This is a genomic window from Parvibaculum sp. (assembly GCF_030694575.1).
GTDB lineage: Bacteria > Pseudomonadota > Alphaproteobacteria > Parvibaculales > Parvibaculaceae > Parvibaculum.
The window spans coordinates 1-17067 of the sequence record NZ_JAUYUS010000119.1 but is presented as its reverse complement, the minus strand read 5'-3'; the positions used below and the strand labels follow the sequence as shown (position 1 = coordinate 17067).

The following is a 17067-nucleotide window of genomic DNA, read 5'->3' as shown; positions in this document are numbered from 1 at the left end:
GTCGTCATTATCGGCGGCGGCTACACCGGCCTCTCCTGCGCCTATCACCTCGCCCGCGATTTTGGCGCCGATGTCCGTCTCCTCGAAGCAGGCCCCCTTGGCTGGGGTGCGTCCGGCCGCAATGGCGGCTTCTGCACCTTGCCGCCCTCCGGCCTCTCGCTCGACGGCTTGATCGCGCGCTACGGCGAGACGGAGGCAAAGCGTTTCATCGCCTCGCAGGTCGAAGCCGTCGCTCTCGTGCGCGATCTTGCCCGCGACGAAAACATCGACCTCGCGCCGCAGGGCGAGGGCACGCTCCATGTCGCGCATGCGCCGTCGCGCTTCGCCGAACTCGCACATGAACGCGATCTCCTCACGGGCACCTTCGGCATCGCCGCGCGCCTTCTCCCGCGCGAGGAGGTCGCCGAAACCCATTACGATTCCACCGAACAATTCGGCGCCCTGCACAATCCCGTCGGCTTCGGCCTGCATCCGCTTCGCTTCGCGCGCGGCCTCGCCGAAGCCGCCGCCCGCGCCGGCGCCAGGCTTCACGGACATTCGGAAGTGCTGGAATGGGAGAGGGCAGGGGCCTTGCACCGCCTCGTCACATCCTCCGGCACCATCCGCGCGCGGCGCGTCGTCATCGCGACCAACGGCTTCACCCGCGAGACGCTCCACCCCGTCGCGCGCGATCTCATCCCCGTCATGTCGAACATCGTCGTCACGCGCCCGCTGACGGCGGATGAACTCGCCGCGCAGAACTGGCGCACCGAAATCCCCTGCGCCAACACGCGCCGTCTTCTCTTCTATTACCGCATGCTGCCGGACCGCCGCTTCCTCTTCGGCGCGCGCGGAGATCTCACCGGAAAGCCGGAGGACGGCGCGAAGATGCGCCGCTACATGCAGCGCCGTCTGGCGGAGGTTTTTCCCGCTTGGGCCCATGTTCCGGCCACGCATTACTGGCGCGGCTTCGTCTGCATGACCGCGCGCCTCACCCCCTCGATCGGCTGTTTTCCGGACGATACAAGCGTCTTTTTTGCGCTTGGCTATCACGGCGACGGCGTTTCCGCAGCGCCCTGGAGCGGCCGCTTGATCGCTCAACTCATTGGCGGCAAAGCCGATTTGGCCGATATTCCTGCCGCTTTCCGCGGCTCCCCGCGGCACATTCCCTTTCCCTCGCTGCGGCGCTGGTATCTTCGGGCGGCTCTCGGCTACTATCGTCTCACAGACCTATAGGAGCATTTCTTGGCGCGGCGGGGCGGGAGCTTCGCTGTGGGGAAATGCGTGGAATCCGGCAAACGGGAAATCATGAGCGATCGGGAAAGACCGGGCCGTCACGGCCGCGCGACGTTGGGCGAATTCAACGCCTTCCTCGCGGAGAACGGCGAGATCGATTATCTCGATACAGTCTTCGTGGACATGTGCGGAACGGTGCGCGGCAAGCGCTTCCCGTCCGAAGAAGCGGAAAAGGTTTTTGCCGACGGCGTGCAGATGCCGCAGTCGCTCTATTTCTTCGACGTGACAGGCGTCAACGAAGACATCCTCGGCATGGGCTTCTCCGACGGCGACCCCGATCTCCAGGCGCATCCCGTCTCCGGTTCCATCGTGCCCGTGCCATGGGCCTCCATGAAGCAGGCCCAGGTCCTGATGACCATGGAAAACGACGACGGCACGCCGCTCATGCTCGAGCCGCGCAACGTGCTCGCCGGCGTCGTGAACAAGCTTGCCGACATCGGCCTGCGCCCCATCGCCGCCTGCGAATTCGAATTCTACATTCTCGACAAGGACCTCGACCGCAAGGGCCGTCCCCAGGCACCGATCAACCCGGCAACGGGCCTGCGCGAAACCGCGAACGAGGTCTACGGCATCACCGAGCTCGACGGCTTCATGGGTCTCCTGAAGGAGATCGACGAAGCCGCCGCCGCTCAGGGCGTGCCCGCATCGGGTGCCACGGCGGAGTTCGCTCCCGGCCAGTACGAGATCAACCTCAAGCACGAGGACGATGTCGTCCGGGCCGGCGACCACGCCATCATGCTGCGCCACCTGATCGGCGCCATCGCCCGCAAGCACAATTTCCTCGCGAGCTTCATGGCCAAGCCCTTCGTCGACCAGACGGGCAATGGCCTCCATGTCCATTGTTCGGTGGTGGACGAGAAGGGCAACAACGTCTTCGACGACGGCACGGACGAAGGTTCCGCCCGCCTGCGCCACGCCATCGGCGGCCTGCAGGCGACGCTCCCCGACGCAATGGCCTTCTTCGCGCCGAACCTCAATTCATATCGCCGCTTCGGTCCCAATCTCTTCGTGCCGGTAAACCGCACCTGGGGCTACAACAACCGCTCGGTCGCTTTCCGCGTGCCCAACGGCTCGCCGGAATCGCGCCGCATCGAACACCGCGTCTCCGGCGCCGATGCCAATCCCTATCTGGTGCTGGCCGCCATCCTCGCCGGCATCCACTACGGCATCGTCAACGAGATCGATCCGGGCGAGCCCGCCGAGGGCAATGCCTGCGAGATCATGGACGAAGGCATCCCCTTCTACCTGCCCAGCGCCCTCAAGCGTCTCCGCAACTCGGATGTCATGCGCGAATATTTCGGCGGCCTCTATGTCGACGTCTATGCCGAAACCAAGATGCTCGAGTTCGACAAGTTCCAGCGCGCCATCTCGCCGCTCGAATACGACTGGTATTTGTAGCTCTCCCTCTCCCTGGGGAGAGGGAAGGGGTGAGGGGCGCTGCTTCTCGCCAACGAACGCAATCAAAAGCAGTATGTCGTCCCGGCGGCTGTTGCCGGGACGGTATCGTCTTTATCCTGAAAATAGAGTGGACTAAGCCTCGGCCGCCACAGGCAGCGTGAAGCTCACCGTCGTTCCCACGCCTTCGGTGCTCTCGATGGTCAGCGCCCCGCCGTGCAACTCCACGAGCGAGCGCGAGAGGGCAAGACCGAGCCCCGTGCCCTTGTGCTTCTTCGAATGCTGGCTTTCCACCTGCTCGAACGGCCGCCCGATCTTCGGCAGCGCGCCCGCCGGAATGCCGATGCCGGTGTCTTCCACCGCGATGGTGACGAAGCCGTCGCCCGCGCTTCCCTTGAGGTGGATCGTGCCGCCCGCGGGCGTGAACTTCACCGCGTTCGACAGCAGGTTCAGCAGCACCTGCTTCACCGCGCGCTTGTCCGCCTGCACCGTCGGCAGCGCGCCCAGCTCGTCGACCACGCGTACATTCGCCACTTCTGCCCGGCCGGAAACCAGCCGCAGCGATTCCTCCACCACTTCCGCGATGTCGAGCACCTGCGTCTCGAGCGTCATGCGCCCGGCCTCGATCTTCGACATATCCAGAATGTCGTTGATGAGTTCGAGGAGATGCGTGCCGCTCGCGTGAATGTCGCCGGCATATTCCTTGTACTTCGGCGACCCCAGTTCGCCGAAAAGCCCGGAGTCCATGATCTCCGAAAAGCCGATGATCGCATTCAAGGGCGTGCGAAGCTCGTGGCTCATATTCGCGAGGAACTCAGACTTCGAGCGGTTCGCCGCTTCCGCGCGCGTCTTTTCCGAAGCGTATTTCTCCGCGAGGTCCACAAGCTGCCGCGCCTGCTCCTGCAGCTTCCGCCGCGAGGTTTCGAGGTCGCGCACGGTCTTTTCCAGTGCCACCTTGTTGTCGGTCAGCGCCGCTTCCTGTTCCTTGATCGCGGTGATGTCGGTGCCGACATTCACGCGCCCGCCGCTTTTCGTGCGCCGCGCGCTGATCTGCAGCCAGCGCCCGGTCGGCAGGCGGATTTCGCGCACGCCCGCATCCTCGCCATCCACCGGCCACGCGTCGCCGACGCCCGCAAGGCTCATCACCGCGTCGCGCGCCATGCCGGGGCGCATCGCGCCACCGTCGAGATGGAGGAATTCGGCGAGCTTGCTGTTCGCCGTTACGAGCCGGCCTTCCGCGTCCCACAGCGCAAAGGCTTCGCCGACGCTTTCGATGGCGTCGCGCAGCCGCTCGTTCGCTTCATGCACCCGCTCTTCGGCGATCTTCTGGTCGGTGATGTCGATGGTGATGCCGACAAGCCGCTCGCTCGCCGAGGCGCGCCCGCCGCCCCACACCTGGCCCTTGGCATGCATCCACACCCAGCTTCCATCGGCGTGGCGAAGGCGGAAATTCGTATCGTAGGAGCGTGAGGCGCGCGAGGCCGCGTTGGCGATTTCGTCGATGGCGTCGGCGTCGTCGGGATGCGCCATCGCCTTGATCTCGGCGGGCGACAGCCGCTTCGACGGCTGCTTCAGCCCGACCATGTCGAACATGGCCGAAGACCAGTAGACGCGGTTCTCGTCGAGGTCCCAGTCCCAGATGCCGCAGCGCGCGCCGGCAAACGCCATGTCGAAGCGATGCTGGTTCTCCACCAGCGCCGCTTCCGCGTCGAGCTTGGACTCGCGCAGCCTCACCAGCATGTAGGCGATGACGAGATAGCCGCCCGAAAGCAGCGACGAAAACAGAAGCGCGCGCGAGCCGCCGTCCTGCGCGTAAAGCGCGACATTGAGAGCGAGGAGCGCGAGCCCGGATACGCCGAGCGCCAGCCGCGGCAGCAATCCGGCGGGCAGGGCGCGCCGGCGGCGTGCGCTCGCCTCCTGCCACTTCATCGTCTCCTGCCGGGTGGTCGTTGCGTCGCTCATGCCTTCATCCGTCTGGCCGTCGCCGGTCATTGCAAGTCTAGCACTCGATCTCGCTTCCTGCCTCGGCCGGTCCCGCGAATCAACCGCTTCAGGGCGATGATTCGGCCTCGGAGTCCCGCTGTCCATAGCCGCCGTTAACTTTTTGTTAATAGATGCAAACGGGACTCACCGACATTCCGCGAATCGCCGTTAATTCCGCGTTAACCGGCGCCCGGCGCCCGTCCCAAAAACAGCCAAAAACGGAAATGTCACCCCCGGCGCAAGCCGGGGTCCATGGGCCGCGAGGCAACTGCCGCCTCAAGCCAGCGTCTTCGTCGCAATCTCGTAGACGTCGCGCGACAGCCCCTCCGTCGCCGCGATGCGCTTCAGCTCCTTCTGCATCGCCTTCCGCCGCTTCGGCCCGAATTGCCGCCAGCTTCTGAAGGTGCCGGTCAGCCGCGCCGCCACCTGCGGGTTGAGCTTGTCGAGTTCCAGCACCTTGTCGGCGACGAAGGCATAGCCCGCGCCCTTCGCGTCGTGGAAATGAAGCTGGTTCATCGAAGCGAAACTGGTGATGAGCGCCCGCACCTTGTTCGGGTTCTTCATCGTGAAGGCCGGGTGCTGCGTCAGCCGCTTCACCTCGTCCAGCGTGCCGGGGAGCGAGGACATCGCCTGGATCGCCAGCCACTTGTCAATCACCAGGTGGTTCTTCTGCCACCGCTTGTAGAAGGCGTCGAGCGCTTCCGTCCGTTCCGGCCCCGCGATATTCGAGAGCACGGAAAGTGCGGCGATCGAATCCGTCATGTTGTCCGCCTCGCGGAACTGCGTCGCGGCGAGCGTCGTGCCTTCGCCTCCCGGCGCCACCGCCAGATAGGAGAGGCAGGCGTTCCGGAGCGCCCGCCGTCCCGCATGATCCGCCTCCGGACGATAAGGCCCCTCCACCTTCATCCGGCAATAGGCGGCCATCAGTTCGTCCTTCGCCTGCGCCGCGATGGAAGCGCGCAGTTCCTCGCGCGCCGTGTGGATCGCGTCCACGTCCACATCATGGCCGATCATCTGCGCCAGCGTCTGTTCGCTCGGCAGCACGATGATCTGGGCCACGAAATCCGGATCGGCCTTCTTCGAGGTCAGGAGATCGCGGATCATGTCGGCAAAGGCCGTGCCCTTGCGCGCCGTCCCGCCCTTGGCATGTGCCTCCACCATCGAAAGCAGCATCCCCGTCGCATAGCGCTGTGCCGCTTCCCAGCGGTTGAAGCTGTCGCTGTCGTGCCGCATCAGGAACACCCAGTCGCGCTCCTTCAGGTTCGCGTTGAGCTTCACCGGCGCCGTGAAACCGCGCAGCAGCGACGGCACCGGCTTCTCCGCCACGTCGCGGAATTTCCATGTGCCTTCCCGTTCGGTGAGATGCAGCACGCGCGTCGTCGCGCCCGCCTTCTCCTCGCCGTCCAGCGTCAGCTTCATGTCCCGTCCGTCCGCGCCCACAAGGCCGACGGCGACCGGAATGTGATAGGGCTCCTTCATCGGCTGCCCCGGCGTCGGCGGGCACACCTGGCTCATCTTCAGCGTGTAGGTCTTCCGCGCCGCGTCGTAGCGCCCGGAGGCCAGAACTTCCGGCGTGCCCGACTGCGAATACCAGCGCTTGAACTGCGTCAGGTCGATCTTTGTCCCGTCCGACAGCGCGTCGAGGAAATTCTCCACCGTCGCCGCCTCGCCATCATGCCGCTCGAAATAGAGGTCCATGCCTTTGCGAAAGCGTTTCGGCCCCACCATCGTGTGGATCATGCGGCAGAGTTCCGCGCCCTTCTCGTAGACGGTCGCCGTATAGAAATTGTTGATCTCGATATAGCTGTCGGGCCGGACGGGATGCGCGAGCGGCCCGCCATCTTCCGGGAACTGGTGCGCGCGCAGGAGCCGCACATCCGAAATCCGCTTCACCGGCCGCGAGCGCATGTCGCTCGTGAATTCCTGGTCGCGGAAGACGGTGAGGCCCTCCTTCAGGCAAAGCTGGAACCAGTCGCGGCAGGTAATGCGGTTGCCCGTCCAGTTGTGGAAATATTCATGCGCGATGATCGCCTCGATCGCCGCATAATCCGCATCCGTCGCCGTGTCGGGCAGGGCGAGAATATATTTGTCGTTGAAGACGTTGAGCCCCTTGTTCTCCATCGCACCCATGTTGAAGGCGCTCACCGCGACGATCATGAAGATGTCGAGGTCGTATTCGCGCCCGAAGGCTTCCTCGTCCCATTTCATCGCCCGCTTCAGCGCGCCCATCGCATAGTCGCAGCGGTCCTCGTTGCCCTTCTCGACGAAAATTCGCAGCGTCACCTCCCGGCCCGACATGGTGACGAACTTGTCCTCCACATGCGCAAGGTCGCCGGCCACCAGCGCGAAGAGATAGGCGGGCTTCCGGAAGGGGTCGTGCCACTCCACGAAGTGCTTGCCGCCGTCGAGCTTGCCGCTCGCCACCGGGTTGCCGTTCGACAGCAGCACAGGCACCTTCTTCTCGTCGGCAACGATCCGCGTACGGAACACCGACATCGCGTCCGGCCGGTCGAGGTAGTAGGTGATGCGGCGAAATCCTTCCGCCTCGCATTGCGTGCAGTAAATGTCGCTCGAAAGATAAAGCCCCGTCAGCGCCGTGTTCTCGACCGGCGCGCATGTCGTCACCGTCTCCAGCGTGAAGTCGCCCTCGGGCACCTCGAAGATCGTCAGATGCTCGCCGTCCACGCTGTAGCGGTTGGCGCCGAGCTTCTCCCCGTCGATCCGCACTTCGTGGAGCTTCAGCTTCTCCCCGTCGAGCACCAGCGGTCCCTCGCCCTGCCGCCGCATCGAAAGCCGCGAATGAACCCGCGTGCGCTTGGGGTCCAGCTCGATCTCGAGGCTCACCTCCTCGATCCGGAAAGCAGGCGGCGTGTAGTCCTTGAGCCGGATAGGGCGGGGATCTTCTGTGCGCATGGGGAAATAACTCGAAAAACAGGGGCACCCGCCCCTCAATATAACGAGTCTGCAAAATCCGCGAGTGGAATGGCGGAATTGGGGCGGGAATACCGGGAAGGGGAGCGGCCTCGTCTAGCCTTGGACAGAACGCTCCAAGGGTAGAGCGGTGGCCTTGGGTGGCCGTGAGATCCCGGCACGGAGACCCTTGCAAGTGGTATCCAGTTGCTGCGTCAGCGCATGGACGACAACGCCAAGCTCCGTACCGATGACTTTTGCCTCCGCCTTGCCGAGAACGATGGATGAGTACTCCATGCTTCCCTTGTTGAGCCGGGCGAGCCGAAAGAGATAAAGCAGTTCGCCGTCCTCGGCCTGCACGACTTCAAGCGTCGCGTGAGCCATGAAATGCCTCATTTCCTCATACAGGCGCAGCGCCTCGATATTGGCCACTGCCGTGGTGAGTGCGTTTTTGAGCGGCCCTTCCGCATCCGCGAGCTTGCGGAGCTGTTCCAGTTTCTGGCCGAGCAGATGCGCGGGCTTCTTTACGACGGTCGCATAGGCAGGCAAGGTCGAGGCTTGAACGAGTAGTGGCCCAAGGCCGCGCTCGACCCGCGCGAAATGGTCCATCAGGGCGCCGCGAAAGGCGTGCCCTTCCTTGCGTGCCGCGTTGATGAGGACTTGAAGACTTTGCGTGGGCTGATGGACGGCGGGTTGTACCGCGGCCTTTTTCGGGTTCGTGGTACTCATGATGAAAATGTCACCGTCCGTTACGGGTTCAGGTCTGCGGCCCCATGATGCTGCTCAACAGCATGTCCGCATCGCCCGCCACATTCATGATCTCGTCGGGCAGGTTCTCGCCATTCGTCCGCGCGTACTCGGCGACCCGCTGCAGCAGCACCATGAGTTTCGGCGCCGCCGCGATCACCTTCGCCTGCAGTTCCACGCGGTCGGGCGTCATGTCGTATTCGACGCCGGGCACGCGCCAGCCGCCGCCTTCATGGCTTCCCGTAACCACCACGGGATGCGTGCCGGGCACGGGATGGCCCGCGCATTCGTCCGCCGAGCGCCACTTGTTCGGCACGCGCACGACGTGCCATTCCTCCATCTCGGGATCGAGATGCGACAGCGCGGATACTTCTTCGGTTTCCAGCTCCTTCGCCGCGAACTCGCGGCCGAGCCCCACGTCGTAATGGATGCGCAACGGCTCATCCATGTCCTTCACCCATTGCGGCACGATCCGCTCGATCACCGCCCAGGTGCCCACGGGCCGCACATAAACCCGCTGGTTTTTATGGAACTGCGCTTTCGCCATCTGACGATGAACCTCCGGCCGGCCGAAAAGAGAGAAATCCTCCTCTCAGTATCCGCCAGCGCCGGTTAGCGTTGGATTAAGACATTCAGTCCAATTCCCGCCCCGGCCCTTCTTCCCACCCTCCCTCAGGGGGAGGGTGGCCGCTAGATTGAACGCATGGGGGACAAGCAAGCTCGCAACCTGCGCCGAAACATGACAGACGCCGAGAAGCGGCTCTGGGGCCGTCTGCGCAAGGAGGCGCTCGGATATGACTTCCGGCGTCAGCACCCGCTGGGCCCTTATGTCGTCGATTTCGTTTGTCTGGAAAGAAAACTGGTCGTGGAAGTCGACGGCGGCCGTCACAATCTCCAACCCGGCCTGGAAAGTGACGCGCTTAGAACCGGCTGGTTGAACGAGCGCGGCTATAAGGTTCTCCGCTTCTGGAACAACGACGCACTGCTACGCACGGACGATGTAATTGAAACCATCTGGCACGCCTTACGTGAGCCCCGCACAGACCTCCCTCCCGTCATGCGCTGACCTTGTGCCACTCTTTTCCCGATGGGACAGAATCTCTTCCACCCTCCCCCTGAGGGAGGGTCAAACCGCTGCAAGCGGTTTGGGGGGGGGTAAGGGATGTGCCACTGAGAACGGACTTTCATTTTTTGTAAGGCCGCGACCCCTCCCCGAAATTCGCTGTGCAAATTTCGCCCCTCCCTCAGGGGGAGGGTGGGAAGAGTGATTGATGGTCGTCTTTACTCCGCCGGCGCCCCCGGCGCCTTGCCGATGCCGAACCGCCGCCCCAGACGCCTGAATGTCCCGCCGATCCCCGCGACCTTCCCCCGTGCATCCTCCATCAGCGTATAGGCGACCGGCACCACGACCAGCGTCAGCACCGTCGAGGAAATGAGCCCGCCGATCACGAGAATGCCCATGGCGTTGCGGAACTCCGCGCCCTGGCTGTTCGATATTGCCACCGGGATCAGCCCGAAGACGGTCGCGATCTGCGTCATCAGCACGGGCCTGAGCCGCACCGGCCCCGCCTTCAGCGCCGCTTCGCGCGGGCCCGCGCCTGCCTCGCGCAGATGGTTCGTGTAGTCGACCAGCAGGATGCCGTTCTTCATCACGAGCCCCATCAGCGCCAGCAGCGCGATCTGGCTGAACATCGTCATCTCCTGCCCGGATATTTTCAGCGCCACGAACGCCCCCGCAAAGGAAAGCGGCGCCGACAGCATGATGATCGCCGGCTGCGCGAAGCTGTTGAACTGGCTCGCCAGGATCATGTAGAGCGCGATCAGCGCCAGCAGGAACGCAAAGCCGATGGCAGCGCCCGTCTCCTTCATCCGCTTCGAGCGGCCCTCCGCGCTCCACGAATAGCCGGCCGGAAGTTTCAGCTCGTTCAGATAGGTCTCGATCTCGGCGGAAGCCGGCCCCAGCGCCGCGCCTTGCGGGTTGTTCGCGAGAATGGCGATGCGCCGCGCGCGGTTCTGCCGCTCGATCTGCGCCGGCCCCGCCGCCACGTCGAAGCGCGCCACATTGGCGATGTCGATCAGGTTGCCGTTCGCCGAGCGCACCTGGATCATCGTCAGCTTCGAAATGTCGTCGCGCTGCCCATCCTCCAGCCGCACGCGCACATCGTATCGCTGGCCGAATTCCTCGAACGTCCCCGCCTTCACGCCGCCCACCATCGCGCGCATCGTCTCCGCGAGCACCCTCACAGGCACGCCGAGATCGGCCGCGCGCCGCCGGTCCACATGCACCTGCACTTCGGGCTTGCCGGAATCGTAGCTCGTCTTCGCGTCGGCGAAGAGCGGGCTCGTGCGCATCCGCGCCACCACCTCGTTGGCCTTCGCTTCCAGCACGGCAAGGTCCGGTCCCTGCACCACATACATCATCGCATATTCGGAAAAGCCGCCGCCGGAGATCCACGGCACGTCGGAAAGCGAAATATGCTTCGCCTCCGGCGCCGCCCTCAGCATCGCCACGCGCGCCGCGTCCATGATCGGAATGAAACTTTCGTCGCGCTCTGCCTTCGCCGTCAGCCCGACATAGAAGAACGCCTTGTTGACGCTCTTCTGCGGGTCGGAAGCGATGGTGAAGAAGACCGTATGCACATGCCGCACGCCGGAAATCGCCTGCGCCACGCGCGAGGAAACCGTCCGCGTCTCTTCCAGCCCCGCGCCGAACGGCAATTCGACTGTGCCGAGGAATTCCGCCCGGTCCGCCCGCGAGTCGAACGCCATCGGCAGCGTCCGTGCAACCACCACCGCAAAGACGATGGTGAGGAGCGCCCCCGCCATCACTATCCAGCGCGCGCCGAGCGCCCATTCCAGCACCCGCCCGTAAAAGCGGTCGAGCCGGTTATAGGCATCGTCGAAAAAGCGCGCCACGCGCCCGTAATTCGCCGGATCGGTCTCGCCATGCTTCAGCATCCGCGACGACAGCATCGGCGTCAGCGTCAGCGATACGAGCAGCGACACCAGCACCGAGAAGGTGATCGCGAGCCCGTATTGAAAGAAGAAGCGCCCGACCACGCCGTCCATGAACGCGATAGGCACGAACACCGCGCAGATCGAGAAGGTGGCGGCCAGCACCGCAAGCCCCACTTCCTTCGTGCCCTCGGACGCCGCCTGCATCGGCGGCAATCCTTCCTCGAGCTTCCGGTAGATGCTTTCCAGCACCACGATGGCGTCGTCCACCAGCAGGCCGACGGCCAGCGACAGCGCCATCAGCGTCATCATGTTGATCGTGAAATCCGCCACATAGAAAGCGAAGAATGTCGCGATGAGCGATGTCGGCATGGCGACCGCGACGATCAGCGTCGCGCGCACCGAGAGCAGGAAGGCGAGGGTGACCAGCACCACCAGCACGATGCCGAGCTGGATATCGAAGAACACATCGTCCGCCGATCCCTCGATGAAGACCGCCGTGTCCCGCGCCGTCTTCATCTCGACGCCGGGCGGTGCCAGCTTTTCGATTTGCGTCAGTTCCTCGCGCACCGCGCGAGCCACTTCCACCGTGTTGCGGCCGGACTGCTTGCGCAGGTCGAGCGACACGCCGCGCTTGCCGTTCAATTCGGCATAGGAGCGTTCGTCCTCCATCCCGTCTTCCACCCGCGCGATGTCGCCGATGGTCGTCGGTGCGCCGTCCTGCCGGAAGGCGACGAGGATGTTGCGGAATTCGGGAACGGACGTGACCTCGCCCTTGGTCTTCATGGAAAATTCCGCGTGGCCGCCCGGCGTCTCCAGCCGGCCGCCCGGAATTTCGGCATGTTCGCGGCGCAGCGCGCCCGTCACGTCGTCCGCCGTCACGCCATAGGCGCGCATCTTCACCGCGTCGAGCCAGATGCGCACCTCGCGGTCGCGCCCGCCGACGAGTTCGATGGAGCCGACGCCCGAAATGCGCTGCAGCCGCTCCTTCACCACCTTGTCCGCGAATTGGGTGAGGTCGCGGATCGGCAGGTCGCCCGCGATCATGATCGACATGATCGCCTGCGCGTCCGGGTCCACCTTCTGCACGATGGACTGCTCGGCATCCTGCGGAATATTCCGTTGCGCCAGCGAAACCTTGTCGCGCACGTCCTGCGCCTTCACGTCGACATTCTCGTTGAGGTCGTACTGGATGACGACCTGGCTGAGCCCCTCAGCGCTCGTGGAGGAGAGCGTCTCGATGCCCGAGATCGTATTGACCTGCTCCTCGATCGAATCCGTCACGTCGCTTTCGACGGCCTCGGGCGAGGCGCCTTCCAGCACCGTCGTCACCGAGACGACCGGAAACTCCACCTTGGGAAAGAGATCGACGCCCACACGGCCCAGCGAGATCCAGCCGAGCACGACCAGCGCCGCGATGATCATGACCGCGAAGACCGGCCGGCGGATCGAGATGTCGGAAATCCACATGGCTTTGGCTCCTCGGCCGCTCTATTTCACGGTCGGCTGGGCGGCCGCGTCGCTCGCGAGCGTCTGCTCGTGCGCATCTTCCGCCTCCGCTCCGCCCTCGATCCTCACCGCCACGCCGTCGATCAGCAGCGGCGCATTCGGGCCCGAAAGCGCCTTGTCGCCTTCCTTCAGCCCCGACAGCACTTCCACGCGCGTCGCATCGATCTGGCGCACCGCCACGTCCACCCGCTTTGCCCGCCCGTTCTCCGCCACGAACACGTGCCGCCGCGCTTCCGTGCCCAAGAGCGCGGCGCGGTCCAGCACCAGCACCTCGCGGGGGTCGGGATAGATTTCCGCCCGCGCGAACAGGCCGGGCTTCACCTCATAATCCTTGTTCTCGATCGGCAGCCGCACTTCCACCGAGCGCGTCACCGGGTCGATCCGGTCGTTCAGGATGGCGACGTAGGAGTCGTAGCTCTTGTCGATGCCGTCGAGGAATACCTTGCCCTTGGTGCCGACGGTGAATTTCGACAGGTAGATTTCCGGCACGTTCACGATGGCCGCCACGATGTCGATCTTCATGATCTGCAGCACGCCGCCGCTGTCGCCGCCCATGCCGCCCATCCGCGTCGCCATGAACTTGCCTTCGTCCACGTCGCGCTTGGTGATGACGCCGTCGAAGGGCGCCGTCACCACGCAGTCGTCCAGCATCTGCTGCGCGGTCGCGAGCTGCGCCTTCGCCATGCCGAGCCGCGCATTGGCCGCGTCGCGCGCCGCGCGCGCATCGTCCAGCTTGCCGTTCGAGACGAAGCCGTTGCCGTGCAGTTCCTCCGTCCGCGCGAATGTCTTCTGCGCGTTCTGGGATTCCGCGCTCGCCAGCCGCACGTGATTTTCGAGTTCCGAAACCTTGAGCTTCCATTCGGCGTCGCGCGTGCGGAAGAGCGGTTGCCCCTCTGTCACGCGGTCGCCGACGCGCACCATGATCTCCTCGATGATGCCGTCCACGCGCGGCCCAAGCACCGTCGTCTTGTGCGCGGCGACGGTCCCCGTGCCCGTCACGGGCTCGGCCAGTTCCTGCCGCGTCACCAGGCTCGCGAAAACACCGATCGCTTCTTCCGCCGCGTTCTGCGCCTGCTCCTCCTCGCCGCAGCCCGCAAGCGTCAGCGCGCCTGCGATGACGAGGCCCGCCGCGCGGGCGGGAAAGCGCGCATAGCGCAATCGGGCGAAGTGTGCAGCGGTTCGCGCGTAAATTGCGCGGCAATATAAAAAGCTGGAGCGGGATCGCGGTTCGAAGAAACGCGATTTTGCTCTAGTTCGGAAAAACATAATCGTGCCCCACATATTCCGATCCGCCGCACTGGCGGCAGAAGGTATGCACAGTTATAGTATCCTTGGTTACGATAAAGAAGACGTATTCTGTGGAAGGACCGGCCCTTATGACGGGCAAAGACAGGAAAGCCATGCCGGACAGGGAATTCGGCTGGCTTCACCGCGATGTGTTCCGGCTCTTCAAGCGCGCCTGGGAGACCCGCCTGCGCGCCTCGGGCACCGGCATCACCGTGCCGCAATCCCGCGTTTTCGCGGAATTGCGCCAGCAGGACGGCGTCACCCAGACCGAACTGGCCGATCTCGTGATGATGGAAAAGGCGCCGCTCGGCCGCCTGCTGGACCGGATGGAGGAACTCCGCCTCATCGAGCGCCGCCCGGACCCGGCCGACCGCCGCGTCCGCCGCGTCTATCTCACCGATGCCATCGACGGGTTTCACGACGAATTGTGGGATGCCGCCTTCGGCATGTTCGACGACGCCCTCAAGGGCTTCACGGCGGAAGAATACGAAACCCTCGTCGCCATGCTCCGCCGCATCAAGGAAAACCTCGAAGCCGTCGAGCGGAATACGCCGCATGAAGAACGCACCGGCCGCGCCGAGGCTTGAACGCCGGTCGCGGCTCGGCATAGCATAATCGATGCGCAACCTTTCCCTCCTGATTCTCGCGGCCCTGCTGGCGATGGTGCTCTGGGCCATCCTCGTCTTCACCGGCGCGCGCCACGGCTGGTGGCACGCCGATCCGGGCCCGCGCGAGGATGTGGCCTCCTTCTTCTCGACATCGGTTGCCGCGCTGGACACGGCCGGGCAGGGCGCAGTCGCCTTCGTGCTGATCGAAAAGGGCAAGGTCTTCGGCGAACATTACGTTTCCGCCGGCACGCCCCTCAGCCGCGACACGCTGTTCCAGCTCGCCTCCCTCAGCAAATGGGCGACGGCGCTCGGCGTGCTGAAACTCGCCGCCGATGGAAAGCTCGATCTCGATGCGCCCGTGTCGCGCTATCTCACCCGCTGGCAGCTTCCTGAAACGGAATATGACGCGGACGGCGTCACCGCGCGGCGTCTTCTCTCCCACACGGCCGGCCTCACGGACGGCCTCGGCTATATGGGCTTCGAGAAGGGCACGCCCGTGCAGACGCTCGAGGCATCGCTGACGGCAGCGGCTGACCCCATGCCCGGCGCCGATGGGCGGACGCGTATCGGCCTCGCGCCCGGCTCCGCCTGGAGTTACTCCGGCGGCGGCTATGCGCTGCTGCAGCTTCTGATCGAGGAAACCTCGGGCGAAGCCTTCGGCGACTATATGAAGCGCGTCGTCTTCGATCCCCTCGGCATGTCGCATGCGACATTCGATCTGGCGGCGGCGGAAGCGGCGGGCCTCGCCCCCTGTTTCGATGCGGAGGGCGCGCCCTGCACCTATCGCAACTTCGCCGCGCCCTCCGCTGCCTCGCTCCATGCGAGTGCGGCCGATCTCACCCGCTTCCTCGAAGCGCAAATGGAGGGCGCGGGCGATCCCGCCCTCCCGCCCGGTCTTGCCGCCGACATGCGCGCGCCCCATGCCTCGCAATTCGGCCTGCCGATCTGGGGCCTCGGCGTCATGCTCTATGCGGAAGCACCCGGCGGCGGCTACGTCGTCGGCCATGAAGGCATGAACTTCCCCGCCATCGAAACCACGGCCCGTATCGACCCGGCGACGGGCGACGGCATCCTCGTGCTCGCCACCGGCAATCCGGGCCTCGCCGCGACGCTCGGCGGCGAATGGGTCTATTGGCATGCCGGGCAGGTGGATGTGAGGCAGATCGACAGCATGCTTCCGGCCATCGGCCTCACGCTGCTCGCCGGCTGGGCCGTCATCATTGCTCTTGCCGTTCTCGCCCTCCGGCGAATGCGGCGATCCAAAACCCCGGCTGCCTCGTAATTCAACCCGGAACTTCACCTCGCAGCCAGGATTCGCCACCGCCCCGCCGCGTCATCCCAAGCGGACGCAACGTAAAATCTGCGCCCTTTTCACAAGCCCCCTTTGCAGGGAGAATGCGCCCAAACAGCCGCCGTGGGCCCGCCCGCGCGCGAGGCAATGATAATGAGGAGACGCCATGAATTTCGATTTTTCCGACGACCAGAAACTTCTGAAGGAATCCGTCCGGAAGTTTCTCGCCGACAAATGCCCCATGACGGTCACGCGCCGCGTGCTCGAAAAGGAAGAGCCCTATGCCGCCGAAGTCTGGAAGGGCCTCGTCGAGATGGGCCTCACCGGCACGGCCATCCCGGAGGAATTCGGCGGTCTCGGCCTCGGCGCGCTTGAGCTCTGCGTGATCGCGGAAGAGCTTGGCCGCGTCGCCGCCCCCGTTCCCTTCTCCTCTTCCATTTATCTCGCCGCCGAGGCGCTCCGCCTCTTCGGCACGCAGAAGCAGAAAGAGACCTGGCTGCCGAAGCTCGCCTCGGGCGAAGCCATCGGCACGCTCGCCCTCTCCGAAGGCACCCACGCGGCCCATCCGCGCAACATCGCGGTCAAGTTCGCGGGCGGTAAGGTCTCGGGCGTGAAACAGCCCGTCGCCGATGGCGGCGCGGCCCATGTCGCCATCGTTGCGGTCAACACCGGCGGTGCCGGTGAGCAGGCCGTCTCGCTCGCCATTGTCGATCTGAAGGCAGGCGGCGTCTCCTCCGAGCCCGTCCGCACCATCGACCCCTCGCGCCAGCACGTCACGCTCACCTTCAAGGATGCCCCCGCCGAAATCCTTGGGCCCAAGCAGGGCGAGGGCTGGACGCAGCTTTCGCGCATCCTCGACGGCGCGGCCGTCCTCTTCGCCTTCGAACAGGTCGGCGGCTCGGAAGCCGCCCTCGAAATGGCGCGCGATTATTCGCTGGAGCGTTATGCCTTCGGCCGCCAGATCGGCTCCTACCAGGCGATCAAGCACAAGCTCGCCGACATCTATGTGAAAAAGGAACTGGCCAAATCCAATTCCTATTTCGGCGCCATGATGCTGAACGACGAAGGCGCCGAACTGCCGGAAGCCGCCGCCGCCTCGCGCATCGC

At 64.8% G+C, this 17067-nt stretch carries 12 protein-coding genes; 6 read left to right on the top strand and 6 right to left on the bottom strand.

Annotated features, from left to right (window positions below):
• Positions 1-1215: FAD-binding oxidoreductase (locus Q8S60_RS16855; RefSeq protein WP_305668733.1), on the top strand; the 1215-nt coding region annotated here is incomplete at its 5' end.
• 72 nt (positions 1216-1287) lie between these two features.
• Entirely contained in the window at positions 1288-2673 is a 1386-nt protein-coding gene (locus Q8S60_RS16850) for a glutamine synthetase family protein (protein WP_305277246.1), read from the top strand.
• Positions 2674-2805: 132 nt separating this feature from the next.
• Here Q8S60_RS16850 and Q8S60_RS16845 read toward each other — a convergent pair whose 3' ends face one another.
• From Q8S60_RS16845 to Q8S60_RS16830, 4 genes are all read right to left on the bottom strand, one after another.
• Positions 2806-4632: a PAS domain-containing sensor histidine kinase gene (locus tag Q8S60_RS16845; RefSeq protein WP_305277247.1), complete on the bottom strand. Its 1827-nt coding sequence runs from the start codon at positions 4630-4632 to the stop codon at positions 2806-2808.
• A gap of 297 nt (positions 4633-4929) precedes the next feature.
• Positions 4930-7566 (bottom strand): aminopeptidase N, encoded by a 2637-nt coding sequence (gene pepN / locus Q8S60_RS16840; protein ID WP_305277249.1) that lies wholly within the window; start codon positions 7564-7566, stop codon positions 4930-4932.
• Between the two features lie 114 nt (positions 7567-7680).
• Complete coding sequence (locus tag Q8S60_RS16835) at positions 7681-8292, bottom strand: hypothetical protein (protein ID WP_305277251.1); 612 nt, start codon at positions 8290-8292, stop codon at positions 7681-7683.
• A 28-nt stretch (positions 8293-8320) separates the two neighbouring features.
• Positions 8321-8857: a hypothetical protein gene (locus Q8S60_RS16830; RefSeq protein ID WP_305277253.1), complete on the bottom strand. Its 537-nt coding sequence runs from the start codon at positions 8855-8857 to the stop codon at positions 8321-8323.
• 156 nt (positions 8858-9013) lie between these two features.
• On the opposite strand from Q8S60_RS16830, the gene Q8S60_RS16825 reads away from it, so the two are divergent.
• Entirely contained in the window at positions 9014-9376 is a 363-nt protein-coding gene (locus Q8S60_RS16825) for an endonuclease domain-containing protein (protein ID WP_305277256.1), read from the top strand.
• 215 nt (positions 9377-9591) lie between these two features.
• On the opposite strand, the gene Q8S60_RS16820 is transcribed toward Q8S60_RS16825, so the two are convergent.
• A complete protein-coding gene (locus Q8S60_RS16820; RefSeq protein ID WP_305277258.1) occupies positions 9592-12735 on the bottom strand; it encodes an efflux RND transporter permease subunit in 3144 nt (1047 codons plus the stop codon).
• 21 nt (positions 12736-12756) lie between these two features.
• The gene (locus tag Q8S60_RS16815) at positions 12757-13932 is read right to left on the bottom strand and encodes an efflux RND transporter periplasmic adaptor subunit (protein WP_305277260.1); all 1176 of its coding nucleotides are present in this window, start codon (positions 13930-13932) and stop codon (positions 12757-12759) included.
• Positions 13933-14150: 218 nt separating this feature from the next.
• Between Q8S60_RS16815 and Q8S60_RS16810 the strand changes: the two genes are divergently transcribed.
• From Q8S60_RS16810 to Q8S60_RS16800, 3 genes are all read left to right on the top strand, one after another.
• The gene (locus Q8S60_RS16810; RefSeq protein WP_305277262.1) at positions 14151-14648 is read left to right on the top strand and encodes a MarR family winged helix-turn-helix transcriptional regulator; all 498 of its coding nucleotides are present in this window, start codon (positions 14151-14153) and stop codon (positions 14646-14648) included.
• Positions 14649-14679: 31 nt separating this feature from the next.
• A complete protein-coding gene (locus Q8S60_RS16805) occupies positions 14680-15951 on the top strand; it encodes a serine hydrolase (RefSeq protein WP_305668732.1) in 1272 nt (423 codons plus the stop codon).
• 175 nt (positions 15952-16126) lie between these two features.
• Positions 16127-17067, top strand: a 941-nt coding sequence (locus tag Q8S60_RS16800; protein ID WP_305668731.1) for an acyl-CoA dehydrogenase family protein, incomplete at its 3' end; no start/stop codon positions are given.